The sequence below is a fragment of the Virgibacillus sp. W0181 genome (assembly GCF_051846915.1).
Classification (GTDB): domain Bacteria; phylum Bacillota; class Bacilli; order Bacillales; family Amphibacillaceae; genus JBPYCR01.
The window spans coordinates 15,098-32,483 of the sequence record NZ_JBPYCR010000015.1 but is presented as its reverse complement, the minus strand read 5'-3'; the positions used below and the strand labels follow the sequence as shown (position 1 = coordinate 32,483).

Genomic DNA, 17,386 nt, shown 5'->3' with positions numbered 1-17,386 from the left:
ATTTTACAACAATTAACATCGTAAATTTTACCACAACGGATCTTCATGTTTACTTAACTGTATAATGTAAGGATAAATGAGAGCCAAAACCAAAATTATGTTTGCTCCCAACCCTAAAATCCATGGAAAAGATACGTTAAATAAGATCATTATAGGAATCGGGAGCAAACTAAACAGCGCATCTCGCATTCTAACCTTTTTTGATAAGTAATTTTTTTGCTGACAATACGGACATCTTAACTGAAGCATGTTCTTCAATGTATCCGTATATGTCCAAGGTGTATGACAATGTTGGCAAGTCGGCAACATGAGCACCTCCACGATTCTTTATTCCTTTCCTAGCTCAATGGAACGGTCTCTTGCACTTTTTACACATTCGATAATCGTTTGGTGAAAATCATATTTATCCAACGTTTTAATTCCCGCTTCGGTCGTTCCTTTCGGGCTCGTAATATTTTCCCGCAATTCTTCTACCGGCTCTTTCACCTGCTGTAGCATTTCACCCGCACCGACTACTGTTTGTGTGATCAAGGCCTTTGCTGTTTTTTGATCCAAACCGGACTCTATAGCCGCCTTTTCCATTGCTTCCACTAAATAATAAATATATGCCGGCCCACTGCCGGAAATACCGGTTACAATATGCATATCTTTCTCAGCAACGGTTGTAGCTGTCCCAATGGCTGTAAATAACGCATTTGCTTTTTCCAAGTGATCATCTGTTGCATATTTCCCTTTGGTTACCGCTGTTGCAGAATGACCAATCGTAGCTGATGTATTCGGCATCGCTCGAATTACCGGTACATCTTGATCAAATAAGGATGCAATGTAATCCGTTGATATACCTGCGATAACAGAAATAATGAGCTGGTTTGGTTGAACATATGCTTTAATCGATTGTACCGCTTCTTGTAAATCATACGGCTTCGTTGATAGTATAATCGTATCTGCACCCATAATAACTTCTTCTTTATTCATCGTGCCATATATATTGTATCGTTTTTTTAGCCCGTCAAGTCGCTCTTCATTATCTTTATTTGTAACAAAAATTCGTTCCTTCTGAATAAACTCCTTGTTTAACAATCCTGCAATGATCGATTCGGCCATGGAACCAGCGCCAATGAAAGAAATTTTATCAAACATGTTTACATATCCTCTCTTCATATAAAAAAGTTAATTTTTTTGTAATCTAAAAAACCTCACTCCATCCTTCATAAAAAGGACGGAATGAGGTTAACATCCGCGGTACCACCTAAATTGACATCATGATCATGATGTCCACTTTAAATTTGTTAACGCAGTTCGCTGCGGTTAGTGTTTATCTAACGGCTCCCAGGTAGGTTCAATCATGTGTTCACAAAGGGATCTTTCAGCCGATGAATCCCATTCTCTTTTGCTATGACATAATTTACTGGCCCGTTCATTACCTGCTTTTAAAATTTAATTATAGTAATTTGAATATATGCTGTTGAAGTAACTTTGTCAAGTCATTTCAAATGATGAATAATTGTAAATTTGTTTGTATTCGCTGTTCATCTCGCTTTTTTGTGTTTTTTACAATTTTTATTAATTATAACAAAACCCTAGATGAAGAAACAATGTCTTGTCTTCTATCCAGGGTAAACGTATGTAATAGTATGTTGTTTTAAATGGAGGAGGTAGAGGGATTCGAACCCCCGCGGGCTTTGACACCCCTGTCGGTTTTCAAGACCGATCCCTTCAGCCGAACTTGGGTATACCTCCGTAGCAACATTTTATAATATACATTAATATTTTTTTGTTGTCAATCATTTTGAGGAAGAATAGCGTAAGCGTGCTAATTAGAATTGGAACGCCTACGCTTATCCCCTCAAATGGATATCGAGTCCCCTTTTTCCACCCGAGATATTCCGTAAATTACTTGATGACTTCTTTTCCGCCCATATATGGACGCAGCACATCGGGAATGACGACCGATCCATCCTCTTGCTGGTAATTTTCTAAAATTGCTGTTACCGTACGACCAACAGCCAAGCCGGATCCATTCAACGTGTGAACATATTCCAGTTTTCCATTGTCTTCTCTGCGGTAACGAATACCCGCTCTTCTCGCCTGAAAATCCTCAAAATTTGAACAAGAAGATATTTCTCGGTATGTTTCCTGTGTCGGAATCCATACTTCAATATCATACTTTTTCGCTGCTGTGAAGCCTAAATCTCCTGTACACATACTCATCACCCGGTAAGGTAGCTTTAACAGCTGTAACACCTTTTCTGCTGTTTTTGTGAGTTGTTCCAGCGTGTCATAGGAATTTTCCGGCTTAGAAAAGTGTACAAGCTCTACTTTGTTAAACTGATGCTGGCGAATAAGCCCGCGAGTATCTCGTCCGGCTGATCCCGCCTCAGACCGGAAACAGGCGCTATACGCAGCATATTTCTTCGGCAATTGCACTTCTTTAAAAATTTCGTCACGATGGAAATTAGTTACCGGAACCTCCGCTGTCGGAATTAAAAAATAATCCCAATCCGCTATTCGAAAAGCATCTTCCTCAAACTTTGGCAACTGACCTGTACCAGTCATACTCGTGCGGTTCACAATATAAGGCGGCAACATTTCCTCATAACCGTGCTCATCAACGTGTAAATTTAGCATAAAATTGATGAGCGCGCGCTCCAATCTTGCCCCTAAACCTTTATAAAAAACAAAACGACTACCAGTTACTTTTGCCGCCCGTTCAAAATCAAGAATATCCAAGTCAGAAGCAACGTCCCAATGTGGCTTTGCATCGAATGTAAAGGCAGGGATATTCCCCCAGTTCCGTACTTCTACATTATCTTCTTCGTCCTCTCCAATTGGTACACTCTCATGCGGAATGTTTGGAATGGAATACATCATTTTGTCCAGTTTTTCCTGTACTTCGGTAAGCTCTGTATCGAGTTGTTTAATCTTTTCACCAACGCTACGCATTTCCTTAATCGCTTCGGTTGCATCCTGTTTTTCTTTTTTTAACATGGATATTTGCTTTGAAGCTTCATTACGACGCGCTTTCAAGCTCTCCGTTTCCGCGATCAAACTTCTTCTTCTTTCATCATATGCACTGAATTTATCCAGTTCCGACAAGTCTTCCCCTCTGTGGGCTAATTTTTTAGTTACTTCATCAAAATTATTACGTAAAAATTTCATATCCAGCATATAAAAACTCCTCCTCATTATGATTACTTATCCCGTTTTTAAAATACGTTTCTAAAAACACAAAAACTCCCGCCCTGAAAATAGGGACGAGAGTTGTTTTCCCGCGTTGCCACCCTGATTGAAGATTACTCTTCCGGCTCATAGTTGGTAACGGTACATCACCGGGTTTATTTACTCGCCTTCCATAAACCAGTTCAGGGACGGATTCGTCGTATACTCCTGTCGATTTTCACCTGCCATCGACTCGCTGAAAGAAATAATACGAGTACTGTTTCCCTTCAATACTTTTCATCTGTCATTATAATAGCCAATTTACATCAAAGTTTCAAATGGAAGCTGTAAATATAAGAAAAGCGCAAGCGCCCTGGTCAGCCTCAGGCATAGCCTAAGCAAGAAATCGTAGTGGCGGTTTTTGCCACGAAGAGTTATTGCTTAAGACCTCGAGGGGCTGGGCGCTTAAGCTAGACAGCTATGCACAAAAATTTATACTTTCTTACCTTTTAAATACATCAAGACTTCCAGAGTTAAAACCAACCTTTTACCATATCGATAATGCTAGAAAACAATCCCCCAAAAAAACTACCGATGGAACCAAGCATTAGCATGAACCAATTTTTCTTATCAACTGCTTGATTTGTAACAATATCAATTTTATTGTTATTTGGTTTGTCGATAATATACCCGTTACCTGCTTCTCCTGCATATGCTAGCGTTGCTTCGCCGACTTTCTCTCCCTTTTTAATCGGCGCTTGCAGTTCACCTTCCGCATTTAGCTTGTCTTCATTATAGTTATAATTTAACGAATAATTTTCTTCTTCACCTTTTTTAATTGGAGTTTGATATGCATCTTTTAAAGTAATTTCTACCTGATCTGCTTTTCCTTTTGCAACCGGAAGCGATGCATGATCTTTTAATTGATAGCCTGCCGGAAATAATTCCTTCGACTCAAAATTGTCAAAGCCATAATCCATTAATTTTACAGTTTCCTTAAAACGTTCTTCTTCACTTCCTGTTTTCATAACAACAGATATTAGACGTTTTCCGTTACGTTCTGCTGTCCCGGTAAAACAATAACCAGCTTTTTCTGTAAAACCTGTCTTCAAGCCATCAATACCTTCATAAAAATGAGGTTTTAAAAAAGTAGCATCATGAGGAAGCATCCAATTCCAGTTGCGAATGGTGCGACCATCGAATTCGATTTCAGGAATACTGGATATTTCCAATGACTCCGGATAATCATTAACTAAATGATAGCCAAGAAGTGCTGCTGATTCTGCTGATAAAAGATTCGTATCATCCGGTTTTGTCCCTTCCGGATAATGTTCACCGAGCGATTCATTATCCAACCCGGTAGAATTTACAAATTTGTAATCAGGCAAGCCCATTTCTTCCGCTTTCGCATTCATCATCTTGACAAACTCGCCTTCCGACCCTGCAATCAGCTCGGCAAGTGCCATCGTCGTTGCGTTGTCAGAATTAATAGCCATGGCATTATATAAATCTTTAACTGTATAATCAATATCCTGACGCAATCCAATACCTGAAAATGCGTTGTTTCCGGATATTTTATGTAACACATCACTGATTTCCGTCGTCGTCTCCCACGTAATAGTACCTTCTTCAATTGCTTCCCATACGAGATATTCTGTCATCATTTTCGTCATGCTTGCTGGAGGTAATGCTTCATCGGCATTTTTTTCGTATAAAATTTTCCCACTATTTGCATCTACTAAAATAGCTGATTCAGCATTTAAATCAAGTGTTTCTGCAGCTTGAACAATGGTTGGCTGAACGATGAATGAAGTTAAAAGTAATATTAAAAAACTTGCGTATACACTTTTTAATATATTATGTTTCAATCTATTTACCTCCGCTTATTTCCTTATTGAATGTCTTTCTAAAATTTTTCTTATTCTTTTTAATACACACTTTGATATTTTACCACAAAATTGTCATTTAAAAAATCTTCTTTTTTATGAAGGTAATTTTTCCCATTTAATATTTATGGCGTTCTGATCGTGCAAATAGAATACAATCGTCTAGGAATCACCATTTAAAAGAAGATATATAAATGTATTTTGTGCAAAAAGATAGGGATTAGCCGCTCCTAATCCCTTACCTTCTGGAATGTTGTCCAATTTTCAACAATTATATTCGATAGTTTGGTGCTTCTTTCGTTATTTGTACTTCATGCGGATGACTTTCGCGCAATCCTGCATTAGTAATGCGGATAAATTTAGCATCGTTTCGTAAGCTCTCAAGCGTCGGTGTTCCACAATATCCCATGCCTGCCCGTAGGCCGCCAATCAGTTGATTAATCGTGTTTGCCAAGGAGCCTTTATAAGCAACTCTGCCTTCAATTCCTTCAGGTACAAGCTTTTTCACATCATCGGTTTCCTGGAAATAGCGATCTTTAGAGCCTGCCTTCATCGCCCCAAGGGAACCCATGCCACGATAAACTTTGTACTGTCTTCCTTGAAATATTTCCATTTCGCCCGGACTTTCACTAACACCGGCAAATATACTTCCAAGCATAACTGCGTGAGCGCCTGCTGCTAACGCCTTTACAATATCCCCGGAATACTTAATTCCACCATCAGCAATGATTGGGACTCCGTACGGTGCTGCAGCCTCAGCACAATCATGAACAGCTGTAATTTGTGGCACGCCAATGCCAGCGACTACGCGGGTTGTACAAATTGAACCAGGACCGATTCCTACTTTGACGATGGAAGCCCCTGCCTCAATTAAATCCTTCGTTGCTTCAGCTGTTGCCACATTACCGGCAACAATAGTCAATTCCGGATACAATTCTCGAACATGCTTCACCTGGTCCAGTACACCTTTGGAATGCCCGTGAGCGGTGTCGATGACAATGACATCCACACCTGCTTCAACAAGTTTTTCAATTCGTTTTAATGAATCTCCGGATACGCCTACTGCTGCTCCAACAATTAATCGACCTTGGTGATCTTTTGCAGCATGTGGAAATTCAATTACCTTTTCTATATCTTTAATTGTAATTAATCCTCTTAGCACATTTTCATCGTCAACAAGCGGCAATTTTTCAATACGATACTTTTGTAAAATCTTTTGTGCCTCATCCAGCGTTGTTCCAACTTCTGCTGTCACGAGGTCTTCACTTGTCATTACTTCCGATATTAAAATCGAATAATTCTCAATAAAACGTAAATCACGATTTGTCAAAATACCAACGAGCTTTTTATCCTCAATATTATTGACAATTGGAACACCTGAAATACGAAATTTCCCCATTAAATGTTCAGCATCGAATACTTGGTGTTCCGGAGTGAGGAAAAATGGATTCGTAATTACGCCACTTTCCGATCTTTTGACACGATCGACCATTTCCGCTTGTTCCTCAATTAGCATATTTTTATGAATAACACCGAATCCGCCCTGCCTTGCCATGGAAATTGCCATATCCGCTTCCGTTACTGTATCCATTCCTGCGCTAATAAAAGGAGCACTTAATTTTAAATTCGGTGCCAAATCTGTACTCACACTGACATCTTTTGGCAACACCTCTGATTTTGCAGGTAAAAGCAGAACGTCATCAAATGTTAATCCTTCTTTGGCAAACTTCCCCTCCATATTCATCCTCCTTGTATTTTGATTATGTGCTAAAAGTGATAGATTTCTTCTATTTTGGCTAAACTAATACTATTGGTTATTCATTTTAACATGTATTGTATTGTAAATTACAATACGTCATCATGTCCTTTTTTTCAACTAGTGAAGCGCTTCCGTCAAAAAGAAAGTGGATTCAAAATATTGTAAAATTAAGAAGGTTGTTTATGGAGAAAGAGAAAATAAATGCATTTATTACGTATTTACAATCACAGCAGACATCCCGGCAATATTTATTTCACTGTTACCGAAATCGCGACCGCAAAGATGCGGAAATAAAAAGTTATGAAAACAGCAGTGCATTTATGTATTATTTACAACACGGTATGCAATTTTATGAAACGGGGAAAAAGATGGATCCGCTCATTCAGCCGATTTTGTTTTTTTACGGGCTGACTCATTTAATTAAGGCGCTATTGTTATCAACACGCCCGGATTATCCCGAATCCACCTCTATTCTGGCGCATGGGGTTTCCACTCGAAAGCGAAAAAAGAAGCAATACACTTTTTTGCAAGATGAAGTAAAAACACAACAGAACGGGTTGTTTCCTTACTTCACCAAGCATTTATATAACGGAAACCAGCAACTGCACGGTAAATGGAAGATGGAAAGCCTATTTGCTGTCATTCCCGAAATGAATCCAATGATGCAATTTGCAAACCGTGAAAAAACAATGATTTCCACTGGAAAAATTGGCGCGGAGGTCTTGGAATTTCCATTAACGATTCTTGACCAATATCATTTAACCGAAGAGGCGTTTATAATGCGCATAAGGCCTTTTCTACCGACCATTAAACAGCAATCGGTTACAAAAGATGCGATACAAATCGTACTAGCATCACCGATTAACTATCTAAAAGGTCCTTTTAAAATTAACATCGACGATGAATTCGTCTGTTTTCCATTTACGCGCAACGTGTATTTTACCGGTCCAGAAACAATGATCCATTATTTATTACTATACAATTTAAGTATGATTTGCCGTTATGAAACAGAATGGTGGGGGGATCTTCTCAATACAAAACCGGAAATGGATTATCCGTTTATCACACAATTTCTTCGTATAACCGGAGAAAAAATGCCTCTTTTACTCGGCGAAGAACTACTGGAACAGTATAATTTTGATTAAAAGTAGGAAGTGCCTTTATTCTTCCAGTACTTCTTCAATGTATATATCCTTCTCTTTTTCCAACATGATAATTTCTTTATTATCAGCAAGTTGTACCATTGGCCTTGTCGGTTGTTTTTGATTAATAAATACGATTTCCCCCTGTCTATGATCAGACAGTTTCACTGGAGTGCCAACGGTTAAGTTTGTTAAGTTTTCAATGAAGAGCAAAACAACTTTCGGGTCAAGTTTGGAAAATTGTTTTCTTTGCAATTGTTCAATTACCTGAAAAGATGACTTTTTACCCTTATATACCCGTTCACTCGTCATTGCATGATAGATATCGCAAACCGCAATAATTTGTGCATATACGTGAATTTTATCGGCTTTTAATCCATGAGGATAGCCGCTTCCATCATATTTTTCGTGGTGCTGCAAAATAGCTAGCTTTGCTTGAGTGGAAAGAGTTGGGATCTTTTCAACGAGCCGGAATGAATAAACTGGGTGATTTTTAATTTCTGCATATTCCTGTTCTGTTAAAGAACGATCTTCTTGATAATAGTTGTTTATTTTTGCCATGCCGCTATCACTTAAAAGTCCGGCTAGGCCAATTTGAATACACTCATTTTTAGGAAGGTTCATTTTTTTTCCGATATAGGCTGAAAGCAAACTTACCGCTACACAATGATGATAAACGTAATCCGCTTTTGTGGAATAATGCTGTAAACGAAAAACAGCTGATCCTAATTCGTCCAAACGATTGAGTAATGGAACCATTATTTTTCGGATAGCGGGCATATCAATCGGCAAATTGTTTTGCCAATGGTGGAAGTTGTCTTTAAATTCTTGTACAGCAAATAAATAGTGTTCTAGAGCAGAGTTGCCTTCCACCTTCTTTGGGCTTTTTTCCGCTTCTTTTATTTCTATTACATCATCTGGCGTAAAAACTTCCCCGTTTGCTAATTTTGAAGATACATGTGCGGTTTTAATTAAAAATTTATGTAGTACTTTAATATGTTGTTCGGTTAGAACTGTGTTTTTAGGGACAATTGGTCGGCTTGATGGGCCAATTACATCTTTTAATAAAATACAGCTGGGAATTAATTGACTTGTTTTTACTTGCAAGTGGCATCCCCCCTTTAAATATTGTAAATAATAAAATTGCTACTCATGGAGTATACTCGTGTTCCTTTAGTAAAGTAATGAGCCTTCGATAAACAAATCTTTTCGGTGGACGAGCTTTACTGTAAAAACTTAATTAACCGTTTTGTAGTCTTGCATATACCATTCATTAGTGTGGTGTATCATTTCAGTTGTTCGCATGATAATTCAATACCCTAATTTTAAAAAAGAAGATGATCCTGGAGTCAGTAAATATTTCTGCTACAGAATCACCTTGTTGTCATTAACTTCTGTTATTCTTCTGTTTCATCAGTTTCCTGTATTTCTTCTGTTTTGTCAGTTTCTAGCTCTTCTACGGCTTCTATTTCTTGCTCTTCTTCTTCACTTGCAACTTTCGCTACAGTTGCGACCTCTTCATCTTCTTGTAGACGAATAAGACGAACCCCTTGCGTATTGCGACCAGTTTGGGAAATGCTGCTGACCGGAATTCGAATTAATACACCGGCTACAGTAATTAACATCATGTCTTCTTCTCCGGTTACCGCCTTTACGGCAACGACATAACCCGTCTCCTCTGTTAATTTACACGTGAAAATACCTTTTCCGCCTCGGTTCGTTCTACGGTATTGGTCTTCCGGCGTTCGTTTCCCTACCCCTTTATTCGTAACATGAAGGACTTGCATATCCTGTTTCAGGATTTCCATAGAAACTACTTCATCATCTTTACGCAGTGAAATACCGCGCACACCGGCAGCTGTACGTCCCATTGAACGCACTTGGTCCTCTTCAAAACGAATTAAGTATCCTTGCTTTGTCGCGATCATTATATCTTTATTTCCATCTGTTAATCGAACGGAAATTAATTCATCATCTTCGCGCAATCCGACAGCAATTAAACCGCCTTTACGTATATTGGCAAATTGTGAAAGAGCCGATCGTTTGGAAATACCGTGCTTCGTTGTAAAAAACAAATACCAATCATCTACAAAGTCTCTGACTGTAATTACGGCATTAATCCACTCTTCTCTTTCAACTTGTAATAAATTAATGATCGGCAACCCTTTTGCTGTACGGCCAAATTCCGGTATTTCGTAACCTTTTGCTCGGTATACTTTACCTTTATTCGTAAAGAACAATACCGTATCATGCGTGGTGGTGGAGACCAAATGTTCCACAAAATCATCATCATTTGTTCCCATTCCCTGGATTCCCCGGCCACCGCGATTTTGGGTCCGATACGTCGATGAAGGCAATCGTTTAATATAGCCATGATGGGTTAACGTAATAACAATATTTTCTTCTGGTATTAAATCTTCATCTTCAAAGAAGTCGGCACCGCCCATAACAATTTCCGAACGACGGTCATCATTAAATCGTTCTTTGATTTCTGCCAATTCTTCCCGGATGATTTCTAGTATTTTTTCTTCATCTGCCAAAATAGCTTTTAATTCTTGAATTAGTGCTTTTAATTCGCTATATTCCGTTTCTATTTTCTCACGTTCTAATCCAGTTAAACGTTGGAGACGCATATCTAAAATGGCTTGTGCTTGCTTTTCACTTAACTGAAAACGTTCGATCAAACCATTTCTGGCAATATCCGTCGTTTTGGAATTTCGAATAAGAGAAATTACTTCGTCCAAATGATCTAAAGCAATCCGCAGCCCTTCCAATATGTGAGCGCGTGCTTCTGCCTTGCGCAACTCAAATTCGGTCCTTCTTCTAATAATTACTTTTTGGTGATCGAGGTAATGCTGCAAACACTTTTGAATTGTTAGCACCTTTGGCTCACCATCTACAAGTGCAAGCATATTAATACCGAACGTCGTTTGCAGGGCTGTATATTTATATAAATTATTTAGCACGACATTTGCATTTACGTCCCGTCGTAATTCCATAACAATTCGCATGCCTGTCCGATCTGATTCATCGCGTAAGTCAGTTATGCCGTCAATTCTTTTTTCACGGACATGTTCTGCAATTTTTTCAATCAGTTTTGCTTTGTTTACTTGATAAGGCAATTCAGAAACAATAATTGTCGATGTACCGTTTTTATTTTCTTCGACATGCACTTTTGCACGGATCGTAATAGAACCGCGACCTGTTTCGTAAGCTTTTCGTATCCCACTTCTTCCTAGAATAAGTCCCGCTGTTGGAAAGTCCGGTCCATGAATATAATTTTCCATTAATTCATCAACAGAAATATCCGGGTTTTTACTCAACGCAAGAACGGCATCAATTGTCTCTCCTAAATTATGCGGCGGAATGTTCGTAGCCATTCCGACTGCAATACCAGAGGAACCATTGACAAGCAAATTCGGAAAACGTGCTGGGAATACGATCGGTTCTCTTTCCGCTCCATCATAATTATCTTGATAATCGATTGTATCTTTATTTATATCACGCAATAATTCCATGGACAGTTTAGACATTTTTGCCTCTGTATACCGCATTGCTGCAGCTGAATCACCGTCAACGGAACCAAAATTTCCATGTCCGTCAACAAGCAAATAACGATGACTAAAATCTTGTGCCATTCGAACCATCGCTTCATAGACGGCTGAATCCCCATGCGGATGATACTTACCGATAACTTCACCGACAATTCGGGCTGACTTTTTATACGCTTTATCTGCATGCATACCAAGATCATTCATTGCATATAATATTCTCCGGTGTACAGGCTTTAACCCATCACGTACATCAGGAAGTGCACGGGACACGATCACACTCATCGCATAATCGAGAAAGGAAGTCCGCATTTCTTCACTTATATTTATTTCTTCTACATTTGGTCGTTCTTGCTTCACTATGAGATTACCTCCTAATCAACGTCAGTAATTGAATGTGAGACGTTAACTTTTTCATCACTTCCATGGATAAGCCGGCCCAATGTTCTCACATGTACCAACTTTTACACATCAAGATTTTGGACATATTGAGCATTGCCTTCAATAAAATCTCTGCGCGGCTCCACTTTATCACCCATTAAAATATTGAACACTTCATCAGCGTCAATTGCATCTTTCAATTTTACTTGCAGCAATGTTCTCGTTTCGGGATCCATCGTTGTTTCCCATAATTGCTCGGCATTCATTTCCCCTAGACCTTTATACCGCTGAATCCCCGGTTTTGGGTTCTTGGGCAGCTGCTCGAGAATTTCTTCCATCCCTGCTTCATCATAAGCATAATGGGCTGCTTTTCCTTGTTGTATTTTATACAAAGGTGGTTGCGCAATATATATATATCCGTGTTCAATTAACGGTTTCATATAACGATAGAAAAACGTCAGCAGTAATGTACGTATATGTGCACCGTCCACATCCGCATCTGTCATAATAACAATTTTATGGTAACGGGCTTTTGTAATATCAAAATCTTCGGCTATCCCTGTTCCAAGTGCTGTAATCATCATTCGAACTTCATTATTTGATAGAATCCGATCAAGCCGAGCTTTTTCCACATTTAGTATCTTACCGCGCAACGGTAGGATCGCCTGAAAATGGCGGGATCGACCTTGTTTAGCTGAACCACCAGCCGAGTCACCTTCCACAATATACAGTTCACTTATTTCAGCATCTTTTGATGAACAGTCGGCTAGTTTCCCAGGAAGATTAGATATTTCCAACGCACTTTTCCTTCGCGTTAACTCACGCGCCTTGCGAGCCGCCATTCTGGCACGGGAGGCCATCATTCCTTTTTCTACGATTGTTTTGCCAATCGACGGATTTTCCAGTAAAAACTTAGAAAATTCTTCGCTGAACACTTGATCCGTTACTGTTCGGGCATCACTATTCCCAAGCTTCGTTTTTGTCTGACCTTCGAATTGCGGATCGGTATGTTTAACAGAAACGATCGCAGTCATTCCTTCTCGGACATCATCACCTGTTAAATTTTGGTCATCTTCTTTAAATAAATTACTTTTACGAGCGTAATCATTAATAACCCGTGTTAGTGCAGTCCTGAAGCCAAATTCATGTGTTCCACCCTCATACGTATGAATATTGTTGGCAAAGGAATATAAATTGCTCGCATACCCAGCGTTATATTGTATCGCTACTTCCACTGAAATATCTTGTGCTTCTCCTTCTGCATAAATCGGTTCATGCAGCACATCCTTCGTTCGATTCATATACTCGACGTAAGATCGAATGCCGCCTTCATAATAATAATGAACGATTTCTTTATCTGTTCGCTTATCTTCGAATGTAATCGTCAATTTTTTATTTAAAAAGGCCAATTCTCTTAATCGATTAGCTAAAATATCATAGTCATATTCTGTTGATTCCGTAAAAATTTCTGGATCCGGTTTAAAGTGGATAGCCGTTCCAGTATGATCGGTTTCTCCGATAACTTCCAAATCGCCTTTTACAATTCCTTTTTCAAAAAGAAGATGATGAATTTTTCCATCCCGATGGACAAATACTTCCAATTCAGATGACAAGGCATTTACTACTGATGCACCAACACCATGCAAACCACCGGATACTTTATACCCGCCACCGCCAAATTTACCACCTGCATGCAGTACCGTCATAATGACTTCTACTGCTGGTTTACCACTATCTTCATGTGTGTTTATTGGAATTCCGCGTCCATTATCTTTTACGGTAATACTATTATCTTCTTCGACTGTAACGTGAATGTGATCACAATAGCCTGCCAGGGCTTCATCAATACTGTTATCGGTAATTTCCCATACGAGATGGTGCAGTCCTTTTTCATTTGTTGTACCGATATACATGCTTGGACGTTTTCGTACCGCTTCCAACCCTTCTAATACTTGTATCTGATCGGCATCATATGTTTGTTCGACTATTTTATCTTCCATTATGAATAATCACCTGCATTTCTTTTAAACTTAAATAATAAGATTTGCTCCCTTTCCGTAGAGCAATTAAAACCCTCTAATCATAATAGTCTGGTGTGCTAAGCGTTAAAATCGTGTTTGATCTTTTCTTTAATGTCGGAACAGATAACGTACTGTAATAAAAAAAATCATCTGTAATTACGACGGATTTTGCATCTTTTTTAGCTCCTTTAATTTGTTTTCGTTCCTTCGCAGTATCCATCATTTCTTTAATGATCGATGAGGATTGAATCAGATTACGATCTATGATCGATATAATATTTTTTGATTGCAATACGTAATCATTACCGATATGAACAAACATGACTTCCCTCCTGACATGTGTGGGCTTACGTCTTAACAGTACCGTTGTCTACATGGAATAACTCCGCTTTTTCTAAAGTTTCATGATGGATTCCATCCACACTTGTCGTTGAAACAAACGTTTGCACCTTCCCTTGAATCGTACTTAGCAAATGTGATTGTCTATAATCATCAAGTTCACTTAATACATCATCCAATAGCAATACGGGGTATTCACCAACTTCATTGTAAATAAGTTCTATCTCTGCCAATTTAACTGATAAGGCTGTTGTTCTTTGTTGACCTTGAGAGCCATAAATTTTTACATTTTTGTTATTAACCAAAAATGTAAGATCATCTCGATGCGGGCCGATCAATGTTGTCCCGCGATCAATTTCACTTTGCTGTATGGATTGAAATTTATTTATGTAAGCTGTTACTATTTTCTCCTTATTTGCCTCTTCTGATACTTCAATCGTCGGGTTGTATTGGATTTCCAATTGTTCAAGTTGTCGACTTATTTGCAAATGGATGGGACACGCCCATTTTCGTAACAGTTTTAAAAAAGTAAATCGTCTGTCCAGTAAAATGACAGCTTGGTCAATGAGTTGTTCAGTTAAGATATGCAGCATCGTCGTATCCGTATCCCTCTGCCGTTGTAACTGTTTCAACAAATGATTCCGCTGTTTTAAAATTTTTTGATATTGTCCTAAATGATAAATATATGTCGGCTGTATTTGTCCCAGCTCCATATCAATAAAACGCCTACGAAGCTGTGGAGAACCTTTTACCAACGTTAAGTCTTCCGGTGCAAACATAACAATATTCAATGCACCTATATATTCGCTCAATCGTTTTTGTTCAATTCGATTGCGCTTTGCTTTCTTTCCTTTATCATGAAAAATCATCTCAAGTGGAAAAGTACGTTCCCTTTTACTGATGGTTCCTTCAATTTTGGCAAATTCCTTTTCCCATTGGATCAACTCTTTATCTCTTGGTGTTCGGTACGAACGAGTAAAAGCCAATACATAAATTGCTTCCATCAAATTTGTTTTACCTTGTGCATTTTCACCGATGATGACGTTTATTTTATCATCAAAAGTAATGTCGAGCTTTTCATAATTTCGGTAGTTGCGTAATTTTAATTGATCTATGTGCATGCAGATTCCTCATTTTTGCACCTATTTATCGTATGCATGTTGTTATTCTTCTTTTACAACAATGAATTTGCCGGCTTCTCCGATATCAACCACATCGTTGGGGTATAGTTTCCTTCCACGACGTTGTTCTAATTCCCCATTCACATGTACGCCATGATCGTGTAAAAACCCTTTAATCATGCCGCCGGATTCAAAGATATTTACTAACTTTATTAATTGACCCAACGTGATATATGCAGTATCTATAGGGACTCTTTCCATTTTATCACCATATTCCTTACAGAGATTGTTCAAAACATCTGGTTAAAATCGCTTTGATCTTCAGTAGTGGACTGAAGATTTCCGTATAGTTAATGCTCCATCTGAGATGGGATTATTTAAACCCGTTAATAAGTGATAAAAAAACGATACATAGGTTAAATCATCTATATTCCTATTTTACTAAAGTTTTGTCGTTTAGGAAAGGTAATACCCTTATTTATTAAATTATCGCTTAAATTGCCTATAAACTGCTTTTTTGAATAAAGATCAAATAAGAAAAAAGCAGTTCTTCGCTATATCTCCAAAGAACTGCTTTTCTTTATTGAAAAGGTCAGAAAGTATAAAATTTTGTTCATAGCTGTCTAGCTTAAGCGCCCATCCCCTCGAGGTCTTAAGCAATAACTCTTCGTGGCAAAAACCGCCACTACGATTTCTTGCTTAAGCTTGTCGGGGCTGACCAGGGCGCTTGCGCTTTTCTTAATTATTCCCCGCTTTAAAATGTTCGTACTGGGAGAATCAACTGGAGAACGGTGGTATCCTCTTGTGCCGGTGTAATGATAAATGGTCGCATCGCTCCGGTAAAGTTAATTTTTACTTCTTCGCATTCAATTGCCTTCAACGCATCGAGCATATATTTTGAGCTAAACGAAATTTTTAAATCTTCACCATCAATCGATTGGGCTTTAACTTCTTCAGAGACGTTTCCAATCTCCGGTGACTGACTCGTAATTTCGATAATGGAGTTGTCTTTTGTTTCCAATTGAACGACATTATTCTCGTCCTTGGAAAGTAACGAAGCCCTGTCAATTGTGCTTAATAATTCTTTCGTATGTACATGAATAACTGTTTTACTTTCATTTGGAATCAATCGGGATGTTTCCGGATAATTACCGTCGAGTAATCTGGAAAGAAAATATAAGTTCTTTGTATGAAATAGTATTTGATTGTTCATCAAACTTATTTCGACAATTTCTTCGGAATCATGCAATATTTTATTCAATTCATTAACGCTCTTTCCAGGTACAACAATACTTGAAAACTGCAGGTCTGTTTCCTGAATAGGCACGTTTCTTGAAGCGAGTCGATGACTATCCGTTGCAGTAAAGCTTAAATTATTTTCACTCAGCTTAATGTTTATTCCTGTAAGAATAGGCCTGGTTTCCATTGTTGAAACAGCAAAGGCAGTTTGTTTAATTAAATGTTTTAATAAATCCGCTTGAATTTCAAAGCTTTCTTCTGTTTGAAATTTTGGCAGCTGTGGATACTCCTCACTGTGCTGACCATTCAATGTAAATACAGCTTTTCCGGAGCGAATCGTTACTATTAATTGGTTGTCAACTTCTATTTCCACCATAGATTCAGGAAGTTTGCGCACAATTTCGGGAAAGTAAGGCACTTGTAAAACAACGCTACCTTCTTCTATTTTATCAACGATAATTTCTCCATTTTCTTCAGCTGGAATAATCGATTGAATAGAAATATCAGAGTCGCTACCTGTTAATGTTATACCTTGTTGTTTAGCTTCTATTTTCATGCCAGTCAAGATTGGGATGACAGTTCTTGTTGAAATAGCTTTTGTAACGTCCTGAATACTTTTTTGTAAATAGGACCGTTGAATAATGAATTTCATGAATGAATCCTCCTTATTTGGAATTCATATATTATATTATTATTATTAATATAGTAGTAATAGTACTAGGGCCTGTGTGTATGTGGATAACGGTATTAAACGACTCTTACATAAAGTTTTCCACATGTAGATAAGT

The 17,386-nt window shown here is 38.3% G+C and carries 13 protein-coding genes, 1 tRNA gene and 2 other annotated features; of the genes, 1 reads left to right on the top strand and 13 read right to left on the bottom strand.

The genetic code is table 11. The features are described from left to right. Positions 1 to 27: 27 nt before the first annotated feature. From ACLIBG_RS08355 to guaB, 6 genes are all read right to left on the bottom strand, one after another. Entirely contained in the window at positions 28 to 309 is a 282-nt protein-coding gene (locus ACLIBG_RS08355) for a TIGR04104 family putative zinc finger protein (RefSeq protein WP_439312309.1), read from the bottom strand. An 18-nt stretch (positions 310 to 327) separates the two neighbouring features. Continuing rightward, entirely contained in the window at positions 328 to 1,140 is an 813-nt protein-coding gene (gene proC, locus ACLIBG_RS08350) for a pyrroline-5-carboxylate reductase (protein ID WP_439312308.1), read from the bottom strand. Between the two features lie 72 nt (positions 1,141 to 1,212). Further along, positions 1,213 to 1,430, bottom strand: a binding site (T-box leader). Positions 1,431 to 1,647: 217 nt separating this feature from the next. After that, positions 1,648 to 1,740 (bottom strand) — tRNA-Ser (locus ACLIBG_RS08345). 153 nt (positions 1,741 to 1,893) lie between these two features. Further along, positions 1,894 to 3,168: a serine--tRNA ligase gene (gene serS / locus ACLIBG_RS08340; protein WP_439312307.1), complete on the bottom strand. Its 1,275-nt coding sequence runs from the start codon at positions 3,166 to 3,168 to the stop codon at positions 1,894 to 1,896. Between the two features lie 79 nt (positions 3,169 to 3,247). Beyond that, positions 3,248 to 3,459: a binding site (T-box leader), on the bottom strand. 233 nt (positions 3,460 to 3,692) lie between these two features. Continuing rightward, positions 3,693 to 5,027, bottom strand: a complete 1,335-nt coding sequence (locus tag ACLIBG_RS08335; RefSeq protein WP_439312306.1) for a D-alanyl-D-alanine carboxypeptidase family protein — start codon at positions 5,025 to 5,027, stop codon at positions 3,693 to 3,695. A gap of 289 nt (positions 5,028 to 5,316) precedes the next feature. Then, on the bottom strand, positions 5,317 to 6,783 hold the full coding sequence (gene guaB, locus ACLIBG_RS08330; RefSeq protein ID WP_439312305.1) for an IMP dehydrogenase: 1,467 nt from the start codon (positions 6,781 to 6,783) through the stop codon (positions 5,317 to 5,319). 203 nt (positions 6,784 to 6,986) lie between these two features. Between guaB and ACLIBG_RS08325 the strand changes: the two genes are divergently transcribed. After that, complete coding sequence (locus ACLIBG_RS08325; protein WP_439312304.1) at positions 6,987 to 7,949, top strand: YaaC family protein; 963 nt, start codon at positions 6,987 to 6,989, stop codon at positions 7,947 to 7,949. A gap of 15 nt (positions 7,950 to 7,964) precedes the next feature. On the opposite strand, the gene ACLIBG_RS08320 is transcribed toward ACLIBG_RS08325, so the two are convergent. The 7 genes from ACLIBG_RS08320 to dnaN form a co-directional block, all read right to left on the bottom strand. After that, entirely contained in the window at positions 7,965 to 9,053 is a 1,089-nt protein-coding gene (locus ACLIBG_RS08320) for an HD-GYP domain-containing protein (protein WP_439312303.1), read from the bottom strand. A 290-nt stretch (positions 9,054 to 9,343) separates the two neighbouring features. Next, positions 9,344 to 11,809, bottom strand: coding sequence for a DNA gyrase subunit A (gene gyrA, locus ACLIBG_RS08315; protein WP_439312357.1), 2,466 nt, complete (start codon positions 11,807 to 11,809; stop codon positions 9,344 to 9,346). A gap of 152 nt (positions 11,810 to 11,961) precedes the next feature. Next, the gene (gene gyrB, locus ACLIBG_RS08310) at positions 11,962 to 13,878 is read right to left on the bottom strand and encodes a DNA topoisomerase (ATP-hydrolyzing) subunit B (RefSeq protein WP_439312302.1); all 1,917 of its coding nucleotides are present in this window, start codon (positions 13,876 to 13,878) and stop codon (positions 11,962 to 11,964) included. Positions 13,879 to 13,954: 76 nt separating this feature from the next. Next, positions 13,955 to 14,221: an extracellular matrix regulator RemB gene (gene remB / locus ACLIBG_RS08305; RefSeq protein ID WP_439312301.1), complete on the bottom strand. Its 267-nt coding sequence runs from the start codon at positions 14,219 to 14,221 to the stop codon at positions 13,955 to 13,957. Between the two features lie 25 nt (positions 14,222 to 14,246). Then, entirely contained in the window at positions 14,247 to 15,359 is a 1,113-nt protein-coding gene (gene recF, locus ACLIBG_RS08300; RefSeq protein ID WP_439312300.1) for a DNA replication/repair protein RecF, read from the bottom strand. Between the two features lie 42 nt (positions 15,360 to 15,401). Next, positions 15,402 to 15,620, bottom strand: a complete 219-nt coding sequence (gene yaaA / locus ACLIBG_RS08295) for a S4 domain-containing protein YaaA (protein WP_439312299.1) — start codon at positions 15,618 to 15,620, stop codon at positions 15,402 to 15,404. Between the two features lie 493 nt (positions 15,621 to 16,113). After that, positions 16,114 to 17,250: a DNA polymerase III subunit beta gene (gene dnaN, locus ACLIBG_RS08290; RefSeq protein WP_439312298.1), complete on the bottom strand. Its 1,137-nt coding sequence runs from the start codon at positions 17,248 to 17,250 to the stop codon at positions 16,114 to 16,116. Positions 17,251 to 17,386 lie beyond the last annotated feature (136 nt).

Excerpts from the sequence above, each read along its gene's own strand:
- ACLIBG_RS08355 (WP_439312309.1), bottom strand. The coding sequence starts at position 309 with ATGTTGCCGACTTGCCAACATTGTCATACACCTTGGACATATACGGAT.
- proC (WP_439312308.1), bottom strand. The coding sequence starts at position 1,140 with ATGTTTGATAAAATTTCTTTCATTGGCGCTGGTTCCATGGCCGAATCG.
- serS (WP_439312307.1), bottom strand. The coding sequence starts at position 3,168 with ATGCTGGATATGAAATTTTTACGTAATAATTTTGATGAAGTAACTAAA.
- guaB (WP_439312305.1), bottom strand. The coding sequence starts at position 6,783 with ATGGAGGGGAAGTTTGCCAAAGAAGGATTAACATTTGATGACGTTCTG.
- ACLIBG_RS08325 (WP_439312304.1), top strand. The coding sequence starts at position 6,987 with ATGGAGAAAGAGAAAATAAATGCATTTATTACGTATTTACAATCACAG.
- gyrA (WP_439312357.1), bottom strand. The coding sequence starts at position 11,809 with ATGCGGACTTCCTTTCTCGATTATGCGATGAGTGTGATCGTGTCCCGT.
- gyrB (WP_439312302.1), bottom strand. The coding sequence starts at position 13,878 with ATGGAAGATAAAATAGTCGAACAAACATATGATGCCGATCAGATACAA.
- remB (WP_439312301.1), bottom strand. The coding sequence starts at position 14,221 with ATGTTTGTTCATATCGGTAATGATTACGTATTGCAATCAAAAAATATT.
- recF (WP_439312300.1), bottom strand. The coding sequence starts at position 15,359 with ATGCACATAGATCAATTAAAATTACGCAACTACCGAAATTATGAAAAG.
- yaaA (WP_439312299.1), bottom strand. The coding sequence starts at position 15,620 with ATGGAAAGAGTCCCTATAGATACTGCATATATCACGTTGGGTCAATTA.
- dnaN (WP_439312298.1), bottom strand. The coding sequence starts at position 17,250 with ATGAAATTCATTATTCAACGGTCCTATTTACAAAAAAGTATTCAGGAC.